The organism is Rhodohalobacter sp. (genome assembly GCF_041686455.1).
Taxonomy (GTDB): Bacteria; Bacteroidota; Rhodothermia; order Balneolales; family Balneolaceae; genus Rhodohalobacter.
In genome coordinates this window covers 14,162-31,031 of sequence record NZ_JAWLDW010000022.1, presented here as the reverse complement: position 1 = coordinate 31,031, position 16,870 = coordinate 14,162, and the positions used below count along the sequence as shown (strand labels likewise).

Annotated in this window: 12 protein-coding genes; 10 read left to right on the top strand and 2 right to left on the bottom strand. The window is 44.1% G+C overall.

From position 1 onward, the window contains the following. Positions 1–310: 310 nt before the first annotated feature. The 6 genes from ACESM0_RS04755 (at position 311) to ACESM0_RS04730 (ending at position 9,160) form a co-directional block, all read left to right on the top strand. Positions 311–2,548: an amino acid permease gene (locus tag ACESM0_RS04755; protein WP_372904161.1), complete on the top strand. Its 2,238-nt coding sequence runs from the start codon at positions 311–313 to the stop codon at positions 2,546–2,548. An 18-nt stretch (positions 2,549–2,566) separates the two neighbouring features. Beyond that, positions 2,567–2,704 (top strand): hypothetical protein, encoded by a 138-nt coding sequence (locus ACESM0_RS04750; protein ID WP_372904159.1) that lies wholly within the window; start codon positions 2,567–2,569, stop codon positions 2,702–2,704. A 168-nt stretch (positions 2,705–2,872) separates the two neighbouring features. Beyond that, positions 2,873–4,735 carry a TrkH family potassium uptake protein gene (locus ACESM0_RS04745; protein ID WP_372904158.1) on the top strand — a complete coding sequence of 621 codons (1,863 nt, stop codon included), beginning with the start codon at positions 2,873–2,875 and terminating at the stop codon, positions 4,733–4,735. Between the two features lie 23 nt (positions 4,736–4,758). Then, the gene (locus tag ACESM0_RS04740) at positions 4,759–5,457 is read left to right on the top strand and encodes a potassium channel family protein (RefSeq protein WP_372904156.1); all 699 of its coding nucleotides are present in this window, start codon (positions 4,759–4,761) and stop codon (positions 5,455–5,457) included. A gap of 101 nt (positions 5,458–5,558) precedes the next feature. Continuing rightward, a complete protein-coding gene (locus tag ACESM0_RS04735; RefSeq protein WP_372904154.1) occupies positions 5,559–7,778 on the top strand; it encodes an amino acid permease in 2,220 nt (739 codons plus the stop codon). A gap of 308 nt (positions 7,779–8,086) precedes the next feature. Next, on the top strand, positions 8,087–9,160 hold the full coding sequence (locus ACESM0_RS04730; RefSeq protein WP_372904152.1) for a DNA methyltransferase: 1,074 nt from the start codon (positions 8,087–8,089) through the stop codon (positions 9,158–9,160). Here the strand turns inward: ACESM0_RS04730 and ACESM0_RS04725 are convergent. Continuing rightward, positions 9,157–9,972: a hypothetical protein gene (locus ACESM0_RS04725; protein ID WP_372904150.1), complete on the bottom strand. Its 816-nt coding sequence runs from the start codon at positions 9,970–9,972 to the stop codon at positions 9,157–9,159. The genes ACESM0_RS04730 and ACESM0_RS04725 overlap by 4 nt on opposite strands. A gap of 412 nt (positions 9,973–10,384) precedes the next feature. Here ACESM0_RS04725 and ACESM0_RS04720 point away from each other — a divergent pair, with 412 nt between their 5' ends. The 3 genes from ACESM0_RS04720 (at position 10,385) to ACESM0_RS04710 (ending at position 14,585) form a co-directional block, all read left to right on the top strand. Further along, positions 10,385–11,386 carry a dihydrodipicolinate reductase gene (locus tag ACESM0_RS04720; RefSeq protein ID WP_372904148.1) on the top strand — a complete coding sequence of 334 codons (1,002 nt, stop codon included), beginning with the start codon at positions 10,385–10,387 and terminating at the stop codon, positions 11,384–11,386. A 376-nt stretch (positions 11,387–11,762) separates the two neighbouring features. Continuing rightward, positions 11,763–11,903, top strand: a complete 141-nt coding sequence (locus tag ACESM0_RS04715) for a hypothetical protein (RefSeq protein WP_372904147.1) — start codon at positions 11,763–11,765, stop codon at positions 11,901–11,903. A 390-nt stretch (positions 11,904–12,293) separates the two neighbouring features. Continuing rightward, positions 12,294–14,585, top strand: coding sequence for a penicillin acylase family protein (locus tag ACESM0_RS04710; RefSeq protein ID WP_372904145.1), 2,292 nt, complete (start codon positions 12,294–12,296; stop codon positions 14,583–14,585). A 1,324-nt stretch (positions 14,586–15,909) separates the two neighbouring features. Here the strand turns inward: ACESM0_RS04710 and ACESM0_RS04705 are convergent. Beyond that, positions 15,910–16,539, bottom strand: a complete 630-nt coding sequence (locus ACESM0_RS04705) for a DUF4159 domain-containing protein (RefSeq protein ID WP_372904143.1) — start codon at positions 16,537–16,539, stop codon at positions 15,910–15,912. A 133-nt stretch (positions 16,540–16,672) separates the two neighbouring features. Between ACESM0_RS04705 and ACESM0_RS04700 the strand changes: the two genes are divergently transcribed. Continuing rightward, positions 16,673–16,870 (top strand): fluoride efflux transporter FluC (locus tag ACESM0_RS04700; RefSeq protein WP_372904141.1); only part of this gene is annotated, 198 nt, incomplete at its 3' end.

Genomic DNA, 16,870 nt, shown 5'->3' with positions numbered 1-16,870 from the left:
ACCCCAATGATCGAGTGTCGCCACCATTTCTTTTTGAATGTCATCATTTTAGCAGGATTTTATGTGAGAATTTTTTAGAATAAGCTATCCAGCCGGGTTTATCGTTCCAACAGTATAGTTCACACAACATACATTTGTCTTAGTTACCGAATATTTTGTCTACCCGGCTCTGAAAAAGATGTACTTCAAACTGCTTTTTTACTCTCTATTTGATACGGTAATTTTGATTTATCCCGCTTATCTCAACTCTCGCTAAACTTTTTTATACTAAGAGAGTGATAATTAAAATGATTCTATAGGCAAGTATTATATGACTGACTCTTCCGGTGAACCCGAACAGGAACTGGCACGTGATCTAGGTTTTCTTGAGGCATACACTATAGGCGTTGGAACAATGATAGGAGCCGGAATATTTGTACTCCCCGGTATTGTTGCCAGCAATGCAGGACCAGCGGGCATGCTCTCTTTTGTGATAGCCGGGGTGGTATCTCTCCTCACTGCACTCTCTCTTTCCGAACTGGCCACGGGTATGCCTAAAGCCGGTGGCAGCTATTACTATGTAAACCGGGCGATGGGTAGTTTTTTCGGGTCCATCGTGGGCTGGAGCATGTGGGCAGGCCTGATGTTTGCCACCGCCTTCTATATGCTTGGATTCGGTCAATACCTTACCTATTTCTACGGTGAGATTCCGGTTGCGTTAAGCGCTCTAGCTATGGCGGCCCTGCTGGTAATGATTAACTACAGAGGCGTGAAGGAGGTTGGAAATTTTCAGAATATCATTGTGATACTGCTGATCGGGTTCATTCTGGTATTTGTTGCTTTCGGAATATTTAATATTGACTGGGCGGTATTTCGGCCATTCAATCCGGAAGGATGGGGAGCCGTGGCGGCCACAAGTGCCACGGTTTATGTTACCTTCATTGGGTTCGAGGTGATCGCCACAAGCGCAGAAGAGATCAAAAACCCCGGTAGAAATCTTCCCCTATCGATGATTGCTTCTGTTTTAACACCCATGATTTTTTACGTGCTTGTGATGCTGATTTCCACGGGTGTTTTACCGGTGGATGAGCTCGCAGCCTCCTACATTCCCGTTTCAGATGTGGCTGGGAAATATTTAGGCGCAATCGGTGCTCTAATGATGGTAATCGGGGCAGTCCTCGCTACCGTTTCAAGTGCCAATGCTTCCATTTTGTCGGCTGCCCGAGTGAACTTTGCAATGGGACGCGACAAAATCCTTACCAGCTGGCTGAATAAAATACACAAAAGTTATCGTACACCTTTCCGGGCGATTTTAATTACCGGAGTTGTTATTTTAGGGCTTATTGCCTTTGGGGTAGGTATCGAAACACTGGCAGATGTAGCCAGTTTCTCCTTCCTGATCACCTATTCTCTGGTTCATATCGCTGTAATTGTGATGCGGCGTGCTGACCCGGAAGATTATAACCCTGACTTTAAACTATCGGCTATAGCATACCCCGTTATCCCGATTCTGGGTGTAATTTCTTGCCTCGTTATTGTTGCACAAATGCGACCGACCGTTCTGATCATAGGTGGTAGTGTAATTGTCATTGGCGTACTCTGGTATGTTTTATATGCTGCTAAGCGAGCCGTCAAGCCAAGCCTGGTGGGCGACGCGATTGTAGCACGTGAACAGATGAGAACACCCGATGGACGCTACAGGATTGTGATTCCCGTTGCGAACCCTAATACACAGCGACACCTCATAGAGCTGGGTGGTGCTATTGGCGCCAACAGAGGGGAAGCCGAAATTGTAGCTGTAAGCATACTTGAAGTTCCACAGCAGGTATCTCTTGAGCGAGGAATTAAGTTTGAAGATGAAAGAGTGCAGCTTCAGCAGGAGCTTCTGAAAAATGCACGATCGATCGCTGAAAAAGCAGGGATTGGTTTAAGAACGCGCTCTATTGTAGGCCGGAGTGTGGGGTCGGTTGTGCTGAACGTATTAAAAGAAGAACGAGCTCAACATCTCATCTTAGGCTGGAAAGGAAAAAGAAAAGGGTATGAGCAAATACTTGGCTCGAACATTGATAATATTGTTCGAAATGCAATTTGTGAAATCACCTTGGTGAAACCCGGAATCAAACCGATCAAGGATATTATTGTTCTGGTAGGTACAGGCCCCAATTCCATTTTGTCAGTACAGCGCGGTATTGAAATATCTAAATCTATAGAGGGCTCGAGTATTACATTACTCACTGTTAAATCACCAGACTCTTCCGGGTACGATCCAAAAGAAAAAGGTGAAAACCTGATCCAAACCACCTTACGTACGCTTGGGCTTAACCCTGATGATTTCAACTCAAAAGTTGTAGTCGCTGATGATGTCCGTGCGGCTCTTATGGAATCAATAAAAGACTACGACACGGTTTGTATAGGAGCTACACGGAGCACATCCGTCAGGAAAGCACTGTTTGGATCCATTCCTGAAGAGATTGGAGAAAGCACCGATGGCACCGTTGTAATAACCCGGGGACGCGAGTACAAACCACGTACCGTTACAGAAGGAATTGTAGAACGATTATCTAGATAATCCAACACAGGATGAGTGTTGAAAAGACATATCGACACCTACAGAGGAGGGAATATTTTTGAAACGATACGTGTTGAAAATAGCGGAGAAGAGCTACTCAGTAATAAGGTCTGGGCGACCGGCAAGCATCCCCTCTCCCTCAAACCTGAAAGTTGATTTTATTCCTGAGGGAATGAATCGCTATCAGAATTTTTCAAAACTCATTGAGCAAATAGATCTATATTTGCAAGAGCAAAATCTTGACCACTTTAAGGATGACGAGTAATCAACCTATAAAGGCCATTAACTTCATTCTACTACAACCAACTTATATCAGCCTCGGCAATGCGGTATAATATCCCCTATCACTGGAGGAAAAAAGCAGTTGAGTGGCGACGCTCGTTTAATAAATACCGGCGAAAATTTTATCTTCGCTACCAATATTTGCAGGACGACTTATATGAGTTTAACCGCAAAGCAAATCCCTGGCTGCACGGCATTTCCATCCTGCTTACCATTACCGTTTTTCTCTCGCTTCTGGTTCCACTGCTGCTTCCGGAAGGATCACAATACTACCCTCTCGCTCTGCGGGTTGATGAATTTTTGCTGTTGGGTTTTGGCATCTATTTTTACCTTCGTCTGCTCTTCTCAAATGATAAACTCGACTTTTTAACTTCGCGCTGGCCTGAAGGGGTGGCAGCATCACTTGCGCTCATTTTTGGACTGGAACTTCTGCTTTTGGAGACCGGTGTCCTGATCTCTTTTCTAAGTTATCTCGGTATCTCAAACGCCGATTCTTCGCTGCTCGTCATCATTCAGGTTTATTTGGTCCTCCTGGTTCTTATCAAATTGATTCAGCGAATCCCTCAAACCATATCAGATAGTAAAAATCCCGCACGGCTGGTTCTGCTCAGCTTTCTGTTTGTAATTGTTGTCGGCACCATGCTTTTAATGCTGCCTGCATCCACAGCAGATCAGAGCGGCCTTGACTTTGTAAATGCGTTGTTTATGGCAACCAGTGCCGTCTGTGTAACCGGCCTTATCGTGGTCGATACCGCAACACACCTCTCGTTTTTCGGTCAGGGTGTCATTCTGGTACTTATTCAGCTCGGAGGCATTGGCGTTATCACATTTGCTACATTCCTGGCGATGTACCTCTCCGGAAAGTTTGGGTCAACCCAGCGAGAAACACTCAGTGAAATCATTTCAGGAGAAGATGTGCAATCCGTATCAAAGACTTTAAAACACATCATAATTCTCACATTTACGATTGAGCTGATTGGATTTTTCGGTTTTTACCTGAGTTGGAGCAGCGTTATCTCCGACACGGGAGAACGAATCTGGTTTTCGCTATTTCACTCTATTTCGGCATTCTGTAACGCCGGGTTCTCTGTATACACCAACAGCCTTGCTGATCCGATTAATGCCACATCCATACCCATTAATGTTACCACGATGGTGCTCATTATTTTAGGCGGTCTTGGCTTTACCACTATATGGGAATCGATTCAGAAAATATCAGGGAAAACCAAACATCGAAATTTCACTATACACAGCATTATTGTGTTTAGAATGACGGGGATCCTGATCGTAGCAGGAACGCTCCTGGTTCTTTTGTTGGAGTGGAACGGGGTGCTTGCTGACTATTCAGCGGGTGATAAATTCCTCGCCTCACTTTTCCAAAGCGTTACCTCGCGTACGGCCGGTTTTAACACGATCGATACCGGAGCCCTGACGGCGGGAACCACTCTGATCGTTATTCTTTTGATGATCATCGGGGCAGCCCCTTCATCAACAGCGGGCGGCTTAAAAATCACTACGGTGTACATTTTATTTAAATCGATGTTTGCAAACATAACAGGGTCCGACCGAATTGAAGTAGCCGGCAGAACCGTGCCGAGCAATGTGGTTTTTCGCGCCATTACGTCTGTACTACTCGCCAATATTGTATTGGGTATTGGTTTAATTCTTCTTACAATTTTTGAAGATTTTCAATTTATGGATCTTCTTTTTGAGCAAATATCTGCTTTCATGACGGTTGGCCTCTCAAGGGGAATAACCGGAGGTTTAACAGACCCGGGCAAAATAGTGATCGTTTTTTCTATGTTTGCCGGCCGGGTGGGCATGCTGACCGTAGCCGTGGCATTTGCACAAAAAATCAGCAAACGCAATTATAAATATCCTGAAGAATCTGTGATGGTTGCATAATCTAAATCCTTAATCTTAATGTGATGAATAAAAATAAAGATCCTCAAATTGCTGTTATAGGCCTTGGCGCATTCGGACTGGCCCTGGTTAAAACACTGGCTAAAGAGGGCGCAAACGTCATTGCGGTGGATAACAATATGAATCACCTCGACGAGGTGAAAGATCTCACAAAACATACCATCTGCTTCGATGCCACCGACCCGGTTCAGCTAAAATCTCACGGAATAACCGATGTGGATGTGGCCGTAATTTCAATTGGCGAACACTTTGAACCGGTCGTGCTCATCGCCATGGAGCTGATCAATGCGAGTGTAAAAGTTTACGGCAGAGCAAATTCCGAAACCCAAGAGCAAATTTTAAAAAATATCGGCGTCGCTAAAATCATTCATCCTGAAAGACAGGTGGCAGAGCGAATGGGGGTTACGCTTCACAGAAGGGGAATGGAAGACCTGCTTGAACTCGGCAAAGGACTCTCGATTTTTGAACTGGACGTTCCAGAAAAAATGGTGGGATACACGCTTGAAGAGTTAGAACTTAGAAGACGATACGGCATCAACGTATTAACCATTAAAAGAATACACGAAGACGAAGAAAGCGAAAGTACATCTCAAAAATACATTTCAAAAGGCGTGCCAAGCGGAGACACCAAACTTAAAGAGAAAGACAAGCTTATTGTATTTGGAAACAGAGATGATTACGAAAAAATGATGGAGCTGAACTGATTTTTTCACTAAAGCGGGGTTTTGTTAGATTGAATGTAGTCTTATTTCTGATGTTATTGCATTTAAATTCAACTTAAGCACTTAAAAAAAGGGCATCCACGATGAACCAGCAACCCCCGGATACGCTACAGCAGCAGGTAGACGAGCAAGAGGCAACATCCCGACAAAAATATGGCACGTTTGGCGGTGTGTTTGTGCCCACGTTACTCACTATTCTGGGCGTTATTCTGTTCCTGCGGCAGGGCTGGGTGGTTGGAAATGCGGGGCTCCTTGGCGGTTGGCTCATTATTTCCATTGCGTTTCTTATCGTAACTTTTACGGCTCTTTCCATGTCGTGCATCACCACAAATATCCGCATAAAGGCCGGGGGTGCCTATTCCATTATTTCGCAATCGCTGGGGCTCGAAGTTGGCGGTAGTGTGGGTGTTCCCCTCTACCTGGCTCAGACCTTTGCCATTACAATGTATATTTTCGGCTTTAGAGAAGGCTGGATTTACATTTTCCCCGAACACTACGGCATTCTCGTTGACCTTTCTGTATTTGGGGTACTATTCATTGTTGCGTTTGTAAGTGCCGGCCTGGCCTTTCGCATTCAGTATATTATCCTTGCGGTAATAGTAGGTGCACTGCTCTCCGTTGCGGGGTCTGTTTTTACAGGTGCTCTTGAGCACAATGTACAGTGGTGGGGAGAGTTTCCCGGTGCTCCTGAAAACGGCTTCGAGGGCGTGAGTTTCTGGGTGGTTTTTGCCGTTCTCTTTCCCGCCGCAACAGGAATTATGGCCGGGGCTAACATGTCGGGCGAGCTCAAAAACCCCAAGAAAAGCATACCACTGGGAACCATTTCGGCGATCGTGATCAGCTACTTCATTTATATGGGATCTGCTTACTGGATGTCGCGCGTGGCATCGCCTGATGAGCTCGTATCGAACTACAACATTATGATCGACAAAGCACTCTGGGCGCCGGCTGTTCTGGGCGGACTTCTGGGCGCCACCTTCTCATCAGCCCTGGCATCTATTGTAGGAGCTCCCAGAATTTTACAGGCTCTGGGCGATCACAGTATTTTCCCCGGCGGTGAAACCTTTTCAAAACTGTCGAAAAACGGTGAACCCCGGAATGCCATTCTGCTCACAGGCGGCATTGTACTGTTTACCCTTATGCTTCGTGATCTCAATACCATTGCTCCGCTCATCACCATGTTCTTTTTGATCACCTATATGATGATCAACCTTGTGGTATTTATTGAGCAGAGAATGGATATGATCAGCTTTCGCCCCACTTTTCAGGTTCCCCGCTTTGTGCCCGCCATCGGTACGCTGGGCTGCCTCTTTACCATGTTCATTATCAACGCGATGTTTGGGCTTGTGGCGCTTGGAATTGTATTGGCAACCTACTTCTATCTCACCAACCGGCAGCTGAATGTTCCCCACGGAGATATGCGAAGCGGCCTGTTTGTATCGCTGGCGGAATGGGCGGCCAAAAAAGTGTCCCTGCTTCCATCCAACAACGAACGCGCCTGGAAAGGCAATCTTCTGGTTCCTGTCAGAAATTCACGCGAACTTCGGGGCAGCTTCAGCCTTATTCGCAACCTGGTTTATCCAAAAGGCTCCATCAAACTGATTGGTATATCTTCAGAGCAATCACCGGATGTACTTCGCGATTCGCTTACAACGATGGCCAATTCGTTTCAAAAAGAGAATGTATATACCCGATGGTCGGTATTGGATTCTAAAAATTTCAGAGATGCCGTTATGGACTCTCTGCAAACCCTTCAGGGTACATTTTTCTCTCCAAATATTCTTTTTTTAAGAGTACCGCCGGGAAATCAGTACGACGGCGAAATTCATAGCATTATTACCGAGGCACGTTTGAACAAAATGGGGATTCAGCTTTACATTGAGGATCCCGTTGCTCAGCTTGGCCGCAGTGCATCCGTCAACGTATGGATCCGGGAACAGAGTCCCGATTGGGATCTGAGTATGGATATGGGCAATATTGATCTCGCCATGCTCTCTGCTTATAATCTGGCAAAAAACTGGAGTGCCAGTATGCGAATAATAACCGTTGTGGAGGAATCAGAGGTGGAAAATGCCTACCGCTACATCGAAAATCTACTTGACCTCGCTCGTCTGCCCAATGTAATCCCTCACGTAGAAATTGGCTCTTTTGACGAAGCACTGACCTCAGCTCCTCAGGCTGATGTCGATTTCTTTGGACTGCCGGAAGACCCTGACCTTGACAGGTTTCGATCGTACGTGGAGTACACCCGCTCGGCCTGCCTCTTTGTAGCAGATTCCGGCAACGAAAATATTCTGGCCTGACAGTGACCTTCATTAACTTTGTCTTCGGATATTAAAATTAATGTAAGGCCTATCATTATCACGCCAACAAAAGAGTGGTGCCATTATTTTTTCCATAGCACATAAGATTATGGCTATCGGTTTGGCGTTTAATCGGTCTTGCCATCAACAGCTATTAAAGCGATAAAAAGCAAGATATACCACAACACTATTAAAATTATTATTGCCAACTATGGGCGGCAACATCCCTTGAATCGCTTGTTGGGGGTTGACTAATTATGACCAATGTTGTATAATCCTGAGTAACCTTTGATTAAACAATTAAAATCATGCAAGATTACTATACAATTGGGGAAGCTGCGAATAAATTAAATGTTAGTAAAGAAACCTTGAGGCGTTGGGATAACTCCGGTAAGTTCCCATCGGAGCGACATCCAATCAACAACTATCGAGTATATAGCAAAGAACAGATTGAAGAATTTTCAGTTTCGGAACCAAGTGTAAGTTATTCTGAAGTATCTAAAAATGGAACAGCAAAATCTCTAACGCCATACTTTGAAACAGAATTAGGCAATCTATTTAATGTTGATGCCTTTGACTTTCTAAGATCATTAGAATCCGAATCAGTTGATTTAATATTTGCTGACCCTCCATATAATATTAAAAAAGCTGAATGGGATACATTTTCGAGTCAAAAAGAATATGTCGAATGGAGTTTGGAATGGATTAGAGAATCTAATCGAGTGTTGAAGAAAACAGGGAATTTATATGTTTGCGGATTTTCAGAAATTATAGCAGATATCAAATGGGCTGCAAGTGATATTTTTTCTGGAGCGAAGTGGCTTGTCTGGTTTTATAGGAATAAAGCCAATCTTGGCAAGGATTGGGGTAGATCGCATGAGAGCATAATACATTTCAGAAAAAGTAGGAACTTCGTATTTAATATAGATGAAGTTCGTATTCCATATAATGAACATACTCTAAAATATCCAAAACGGACACAAGCCAAGTCCTCACAATACAATAACGGAAACAATAAAAAATATACTTGGGAGCCACATCCAAAAGGAGCAAAACCGAAAGATGTTATTGAAATTCCTACGCTTTCAAATGGTTCTTGGGAAAGAATGGATCATCCCACCCAAAAACCGGTAGAACTCGTTAAAAAATTTATTTTGGCATCAACTAATGAGGGCGACTTAGTAGTAGATCCTTTTGGAGGGTCGGGCACAACTTATGCAGTAGCGGAGGCTTATAATCGCCACTGGATGGGAACCGAAATTTCTGATGATTATTGTGAGATGATTAAAGAGCGAGTAACGGATTTTGAGCACATATCCAGAATTAATTCCGGTGCAGATGAAAGAGAAAGTAAACAGAGACGGCTAAAATTGAGAGGTTAGTTTAATAACTCCCAAACATCATTAATTACAAATTCTGAAAATGGGAAAATGTGATTCTTGTATGGATTCAGATATGTATTTGGCGGTGGGTCTAGAAAATATACTCCATCTAATCTTGTTAAGAATTTCGTGTAAACCATAAATAGTCCTGAAACCAAAGTGTAGCTTATATTATCGGCTCCTTTACGCTGAACATCATTTAAAAATATACCTGCGACTTTTACCTGATGGCCCGAAAAGCGTTCCATTAACATTTTGTCAAGGAATATTTTCCCCATTCTATCTTTGGAAGTGGTTTTAAACGAAAGTACAACCTCATTTTCTGCAAGTTTATTTGTAGTAGATCTCACTTTTGGGTAGGGAGAAATTATAAGATCAGTCTCACATCTATAAAGTTTTTCTCCTTCTTCACTTTCGTAAGGAATCATAAATGTGATTTTCTTATTTGCAACATCAAGATAATTTATTGTTGTTCGCAATAATTCCTCAAACCGATTTCCAACATGTTTACGAGCACTATTAGGGTTCAATACAAGATCTAATCCTGCGCCAATAGATTGTTGGATTGTGTAGAGGGTTCGATTCACTAACAAATGATCAGCTTCGTTAAAGTCTCTATTTCCATTTTTAACTCCCTCCAAAAGCGATATTAATTGAGTAAATGCCTGGCTAAAATCATCAGGATTATCCCAAAATAAATTTGTATTGATCGGCCTTACAAACTTCTTTTGCCCTGCAATATCAGACACATTTATCACATACCCATCCCTCACGTGTACTTTTTCAGAAATAACATTTGGAATATGCTGCAAAACACGAATACATAGATCTGAGAATTCAGCTAACGATGACTTGGAGGTGGAAAGGTCTTATGCTAATGAACCCATTTAGTAGAATGATATTTAAATTTAATTTAGCCGAATATAGTCATTGAACAGTTATAGGAAAAATGAGACCGCTAAGATGAAAGAATACCCAAATTATCTTCAAACGTACACCATTCGTTCTCAACCTGCTTTTAGTAACGAAAAAATGACTATCGAAAAGTGTTATTTTGGCATAACAAATTTACCTCACCAATATTTTCAAACTAATTTTTTTATTATCTCTGTTTAGTTCTCAAAAGCTATTACAGGCAATAGGTTATAGATACTTTTAGCTAAAATACTTCCCTATCTTGTACAATTATCGAATTGTAATTTCACAAAACTACCATAACAAATTATGATCAATGTAATTCAAATTGGAATCGGAGCTCTCGGCCAACAAGTTCTTCAGTATCTTTCAGAGAGAGGCGGCGTTAATGTAGTAGGAGTTGTTGACCTCAACCCTGAATTAATTGGAAAAGACATTAGTGATATCATTAATACAGACTCCACAGGTGTTCTCGTATATAAATCACTGGATGAGGCCATTTCTAAAGCAAAACACGAACCCGAAGTTGCCGTACTTACCACTGTTTCATCTATTGAGAAATTAGTTGGACAAGTTGAAGAAGCTGCAAATGCCGGACTTCACACTGTTTCTACCTGCGAAGAGCTCACCTTCCCGTGGAAACAGCACCCCGAAACAGCTGATAAAATTGACTCCGTCTGCAAGGAAAATGGAGTAACGTGTCTTGGAACCGGTGTAAATCCCGGATTTTTGATGGACTATCTCCCTTCAGCTTTCACTTCTGTTTGTCAGCGAGTAGATTCTATTACCGTTGAACGTGTTCAGGATGCATCCGTTCGCCGGATTCCATTCCAGCAAAAAATTGGAGCGGCTCTTACTCACGAAGAATTCCAGGCTAAAAAGGATGATGGAAGCCTTCGCCATGTAGGCCTGCCTGAATCAGTTGACCTGATTGCCCATGCGATGGGTTGGGTTCTTGATGAAAATCGAGAAACACTGGAGCCTGTTATTGCCAAAGATAAAATCACCAATGGGTACAAGCCAATTGAGAAAGGAAATCCGGCCGGCGTGGAACAGGTTGGCTCAGGATTTGTCAATGGTGAAGAGAAGATCAAACTGGTATTTCGTGCGGCTGTCGGTGAAGAAAAATCTTACGACCGTATTACGATCAAAGGATTACCGAATATCACGACTGAAATTGATGGCGGACTGAATGGTGATGTAGCTACCTGCGCCATTACCGTGAATGCGGTTCGATCAGCCACAGCGTCCACACCCGGACTCAAAACGATGCTGGACGTTCCTGTTCCTGCCTATTTTTCTGATATTTAAAACAGATTCCCGTCAGACCACTCCCCGTGGTCAGACGGGTATTTTACCACCTCCTCCGATCTTTCCCATATCACAAAATTTTTCCTCTACATTAAAGGGAGATTCACAAATTATCTCTTCTTGATAAGTTCTAAATCTGTTGTTCGAAATGAATTTATCGCAGTATCGCCTCTGATGACTATGAGCTTCAACAGAAGCACTCTTTTCGGCGCATGATGTTTTCCGTCTCAGTACCCCGGGCTCCCGCCCGAGGCTATGTTCTGTCGCTCCTTTGGAGCTATCCTTCTGCCAAACCGATAAAATTATCCTGTCTAAAACATTCAGTTCAGATTCTTTTGCTTGAAATAAATTTATCGCAACATCGCATCTGAAAATTATGAACTTCAAACTCATCCCTCTATTCGGCTATCAATTTTTCTCCCATATCAATCCGCCGGGCTCCCGCCCGGGGCTGCGATCTGTCGCTCCTTCGGAGCTGGGAGTGGCAGGATTTACTCTTTACTTTTTATCCATGTAACGAGTTCTCCGTCAGACCGCTCCTCGCGGTCAGGCGGGTATATTTCTCGCAAATTCCTAAACTGCAAAACAATATCTTTTCTTCCCGTACGAAGCCCCCCTGCTGAACTGGTGTGCCATACCAATCAGGTGCAATAATCTTAAAATCCTTACCTGATCAAGCTATTGCAATCGGCCATATTGGATTTTTATCACCCCGTATACATTCTCTACCAAAAGAGATCATACTGTCATTCCGGATTGAATTAATACCACTTTTCAACACTTCGACATGCTAAACTTTTACTTCGTTTTGTGAATTTATCGGGTGATCCAATTTTATTATCAATTGAATAAAACTATACTGTCACTACATTTAGGACAATCAAACGAATGGATCTCTATCATGATCATGTACAGATTAATTACCAAAAATCTTATACTTATAGGAATTCTGTTACTGGCAGCTGCCTGCACAACGAAGAGTAGCGAGCCTCAGAATTTTGAAGAACTTGCTCAACACTCCCTTGCTGAGATTGAAGGGACGTTTAATATATCGGGACTGGATTCTGAGGTTCAGGTATTGCGCGATAAATGGGGTGTTCCTCATATCTATGCCGAAAACCAGAGAGATCTGTTTTTTGCGCAAGGCTATGTTCAGGCCCAGGATCGACTGTGGCAAATGGATATGTGGCGGCGGGTTAATGAGGGTCGGCTTGCTGAAATTTTGGGCCCTGAAGCCTTAGAACATGACAAACTGGCCCGTTTGATACAGTTCCGCGGTCCCTGGGAAGAGGAGTGGACAAGCTACCACCCGGATGGCAAGATGATTTTTGAAGCGTTTGCCGACGGTGTAAATGCATACATCGACCAGATCGGCGATAATCTTCCTGTTGAATATAAAATGACAGGATTAGAACCACTGAGATGGACACCGGAAGCCTCCACAGGAAGAGTTGCCACAGCCCTGCCACTGGGAGCAGCCCGGTCAGAGCTTCGGCGAGCACAGCGCATTGCTGAGTCCGGTTTGGATGAAGCAAACCGAAGGGAAGCACCTCAGTATGATAACTGGATCGATCTTGAGATACCCGAAGGGCTGGATGTTTCCATCATTTCGGACGAGGTTGTTCAATCATTGAGTCACTTCAGGGGTGGGTTTCCCAAGCCGCCCGTGCTTCCGGAATATCAACAGTGGGAAGAGGCTATGGCATCCCTGAACATGGGCGCCCGTGAAAATTCACCCGGAAGCAATAACTGGGTTGCATCCGGAGAGCTGACTGAAAGCGGTCATGTACTGCTCGCCAATGATCCGCACCGTGGAGTTACAAATCCATCACTTCGTTACCTGATACACCTTAATGCCCCCGACTACAGCGTAATCGGTTCTACCGAACCCGCCATTCCGGGTGTGGCAATCGGCCATAATGGCCGCGTGGCGTGGGGGCTAACCATTGTCGGCACCGATCAGGCAGATGTATTTGTCGAACAGCTTAATCCGGATAATCTCGATGAAGCACGCTGGAAGGGCGAGTGGTATCCTTTAGAAACAGTTGTCGACACAATTGTGGTACAGGGTGAAGAACCCAAAATTATTGAGCACAAATTCAGCCGGCACGGACCCGTTTTTTATGTCGACTCAACCAACCATGTGGCCTACTCGGTACAATCTACCGCCAACGAACCGGGAACAGGCGGCTATATGGGGGCTTTGCGACTCGCCGAAACGGATAACTGCTATGAATTTATGGAGCAATTGGCCTGGTATAAAGCTCCCTCAGAAAATATGATCTGCGGTGATGCCGAAGGGAACATCAGCTGGCTTGCAGCGGCTTTGACTCCCAAACGCAGTGAAGGTTGGTACGGTCGTATTCCTGTACCAGGAACAGGGGATTACGAATGGGAAGGCTTCCGTAGCCATACTGAACTTCCCCAGGAGATCAACCCGGAGCGAGGCTGGCTGGGAACGGCAAACAATGATGTTCAACCGGAAGGGTACTATCCTCCAATCATGTTCCGGAGCAATTCCTCTTCAAGATGGGACCGGTTACAGCAGATGTTCGACGGTGCAAGCAATTTAACGGTCGAAGATTACGAACAGATGATACACGACGCTTACTACTCATGGTTTGAAAACCAAAGAACCTTATTTGAGGGATGGACATCCGATGATCCTGATGTTGAAAGAGCCCGTAAGGAGCTAACTGAATGGGATGCCGTCTACCACAAAAATAGCAGAGCCGCCGCAATTCACAGTCGCTGGAGGCAAAACGTAGATAGCGAGGCGCAGAATGACAACAACCCACTGGAAGAGCGCCGGGCTCTGGCAGAAGAGGCTCTGATTGCTTCTATCGATGTTTTAAAGTCATCATTGGGAGACGAAATGGATGACTGGCGATGGGGACAAATACACCGCAGTGAATTTCCACACTGGCTGGTTAGCGCCTATGATCTGCCTACAGTGGAACGATCCGGCGGATACGGACTGATTGCATCCACAGGAGCAACATTCCGGGAGATTATTGATTTTTCAGATCTCGATAACTCCAGAGCTACAAGTACCCCGGGTCAATCGATGCAGCCGGGAAGTCCTTTTTACGATAATCTTTTACCCCTATGGGGAGAGGAGGAGTTCTTTCCACTGCTATTCAGCCCTGAAGCCGTGGAAGCGGAAACTGTAAATCGGATGACCCTGAAACCTGAGTAGATAAACCAAGTTAATTTAGCGCCCGTCAGACCGCTCAACGCGGCCAGGCGGGCATTTTATTAACTCCCTCAACCTCTCCTCAAATCACAATAAATTTCTCGCCATTGAAGGGAGATTCATAAATTATCTCTTCTTAATAGGTTCAAAATCTGTTGTTCGAAATGAATTTATCGCAGTATCGCCTCTGATGATTTTACCCTCCAATCGTAGCACCCTGTTCGGCGAATGATGATTTACTTCTCGGTACCCCGGGCTTCCGCCCGGGGCTATATTCTGTCGCTCTTTCAGAGCTATCCTTCCGCCAAACCGATAAAATTATCCTCTCTAAAACATTAAACAACCATCCTTTGATCTCTCCTTATATCGAAAGAATTACACAACACAGAGGAAGGCCTTTAGATTTAGTTGTTTTTCAATATTCAGACCCTGTAAGGGTCCAATATAAATAGCCTCAGGTGTAGCAAGGCGGAACTTGGGGAAATTGAATTCATATCATATTGCCGCCGAATAGAGTGTTTGGTTAATATTTTTCAACAAAATAGAGGCGGTTCTACACAAAGATTTGAGAAAAGAAGCATTATCATCCAAACGCAATTAGTCGGTTACTACGATATAATAATCCTGTCTAAAACGTTCAGTTCAAATTCAGTTGTTTGAAATGAATTTATAGTAGCATCGCCTCTGATGACTATGAGCTTCGATCGAAGCCCTTTGTTCGGCGAATGATGATTTACTTCTTGGTACCCCGGGCTCCCGCCCGGGGCTATGTTCTGTCGCTCCTTCGGAGCTGGGAGAGGCAGGACAAGCTCTGCGATTTTTAGCAATATACCGAGTTCCCCGTCAGACCGCTTCGCGCGGTCAGACGGGTGTTTTTAGACCTTTACAGACATAGTATTTCTGCCCGGCTTAAGATTGATTTATAGCACCAAACCCGCCAACCTTCAAATACTTGGTTTGAAGAATCAAAGAAATACCATCTCTTTAGTTGCCGATTTCTTCGCCGGGATAAATCCCGTTCTCGTATATTGAACCCATTAATGGGTTTTTCAAAGAAAAGAGTTGTTCAAAAATGAATTCTGATTATCATCGTCTCTGAACATTTTGAGCTTCAATCGAAACACTCTATTCGACGAATTATTTTATCTGCCTAGTTACCCCGGGTTCACGCCCGGAGCTATAAGGAACAGGACAAGCTTTCCTTTTTTGAGCCCTATTCCGAGTTACTCACCAAACCACTCTGCGCGATCAGTTGGGTATTTATTGAATCAATACTTGATACCCAATACTTGCTACTCACATCTCATATCTCATATCTCAATACTCCTCACGGATTGGTAAACACATATGTCAACACATTCGCACCAAATTGCAGTGCCGCCCGGTTGATCTCCTCCGGATTATCGTGCTCATCATACGCCCAGCCGTCACTTGGGTTGGATTCATACGTGTAGAGTAGAACCATTCTTCCGTTTCGGAACAGCGCAAATGCCTGAGGTTGCTTTCCGTCGTGCTCATGTACTTTTGGAGGCCTTCCTTCAGGAAATGGATAGACAACACTATAGATCTGGTGATTGGCTGGCAATTCAATCAATTCTTCATCCGGAAAAATCCTGTCCAGAAGAGGTCGAACATATTGATCCATTCCATAGTCGTCATCCACCATCAGAAAACCTCCGTTCTCCAGGTAGCGGCGAAGATTCTCCATTTCAGAATTGTTGAGGGTAATATTTCCGTGTCCGGTTGCAAACAGAAACGGGTAGTTAAAAATATCGCGGCTGCCAATTTGCACATCATCGTACCTTTCAGAAATTCGAATCGGCAGATTTTGGTTGGCGAACTCAATCAGGTTGTTAAGTGCGGAAGGGGAACTGTACCAATCTCCTCCTCCCTGATATTGAACCCTGGCAATTTTAAAAGCTTCATCAGCCTGACGAGCATCCGCTTCGAAAGTCACTATAAATAAAAAAGAAAAAATCACTACGAATACTCTATACAAAATCATCTCTGGGTGTAACCGGGTTTTAATTCAATCTTAAAATAGAAAACGGTAGTTTGATCCCAAACGTACAAATAGAATCTTCAGCACTTTGTTAGACTTTTTTTTGATTGCTCTGGGCGGCGCTATTGGAGCCACTCTTCGATACATGACTTCAATCGCTGCGATACCCGTTAACAAACGCATTCCATTTATCACAGGAACCGTTTTTGTCAACTCCATTGGGTGCCTGGCGGCGGGAGCATTCGCAGCATGGATTTCTGTATCCAGTCCTTTCAGTGATGAGATT

What these genes read in the sequence shown, in the direction of transcription:
- ACESM0_RS04755 (WP_372904161.1), top strand. Translation starts at nt 311, where the DNA reads ATGACTGACTCTTCCGGTGAACCCGAACAGGAACTGGCACGTGATCTA.
- ACESM0_RS04745 (WP_372904158.1), top strand. Translation starts at nt 2,873, where the DNA reads ATGCGGTATAATATCCCCTATCACTGGAGGAAAAAAGCAGTTGAGTGG.
- ACESM0_RS04740 (WP_372904156.1), top strand. Translation starts at nt 4,759, where the DNA reads ATGAATAAAAATAAAGATCCTCAAATTGCTGTTATAGGCCTTGGCGCA.
- ACESM0_RS04735 (WP_372904154.1), top strand. Translation starts at nt 5,559, where the DNA reads ATGAACCAGCAACCCCCGGATACGCTACAGCAGCAGGTAGACGAGCAA.
- ACESM0_RS04730 (WP_372904152.1), top strand. Translation starts at nt 8,087, where the DNA reads ATGCAAGATTACTATACAATTGGGGAAGCTGCGAATAAATTAAATGTT.
- ACESM0_RS04720 (WP_372904148.1), top strand. Translation starts at nt 10,385, where the DNA reads ATGATCAATGTAATTCAAATTGGAATCGGAGCTCTCGGCCAACAAGTT.
- ACESM0_RS04715 (WP_372904147.1), top strand. Translation starts at nt 11,763, where the DNA reads ATGAACTTCAAACTCATCCCTCTATTCGGCTATCAATTTTTCTCCCAT.
- ACESM0_RS04710 (WP_372904145.1), top strand. Translation starts at nt 12,294, where the DNA reads ATGTACAGATTAATTACCAAAAATCTTATACTTATAGGAATTCTGTTA.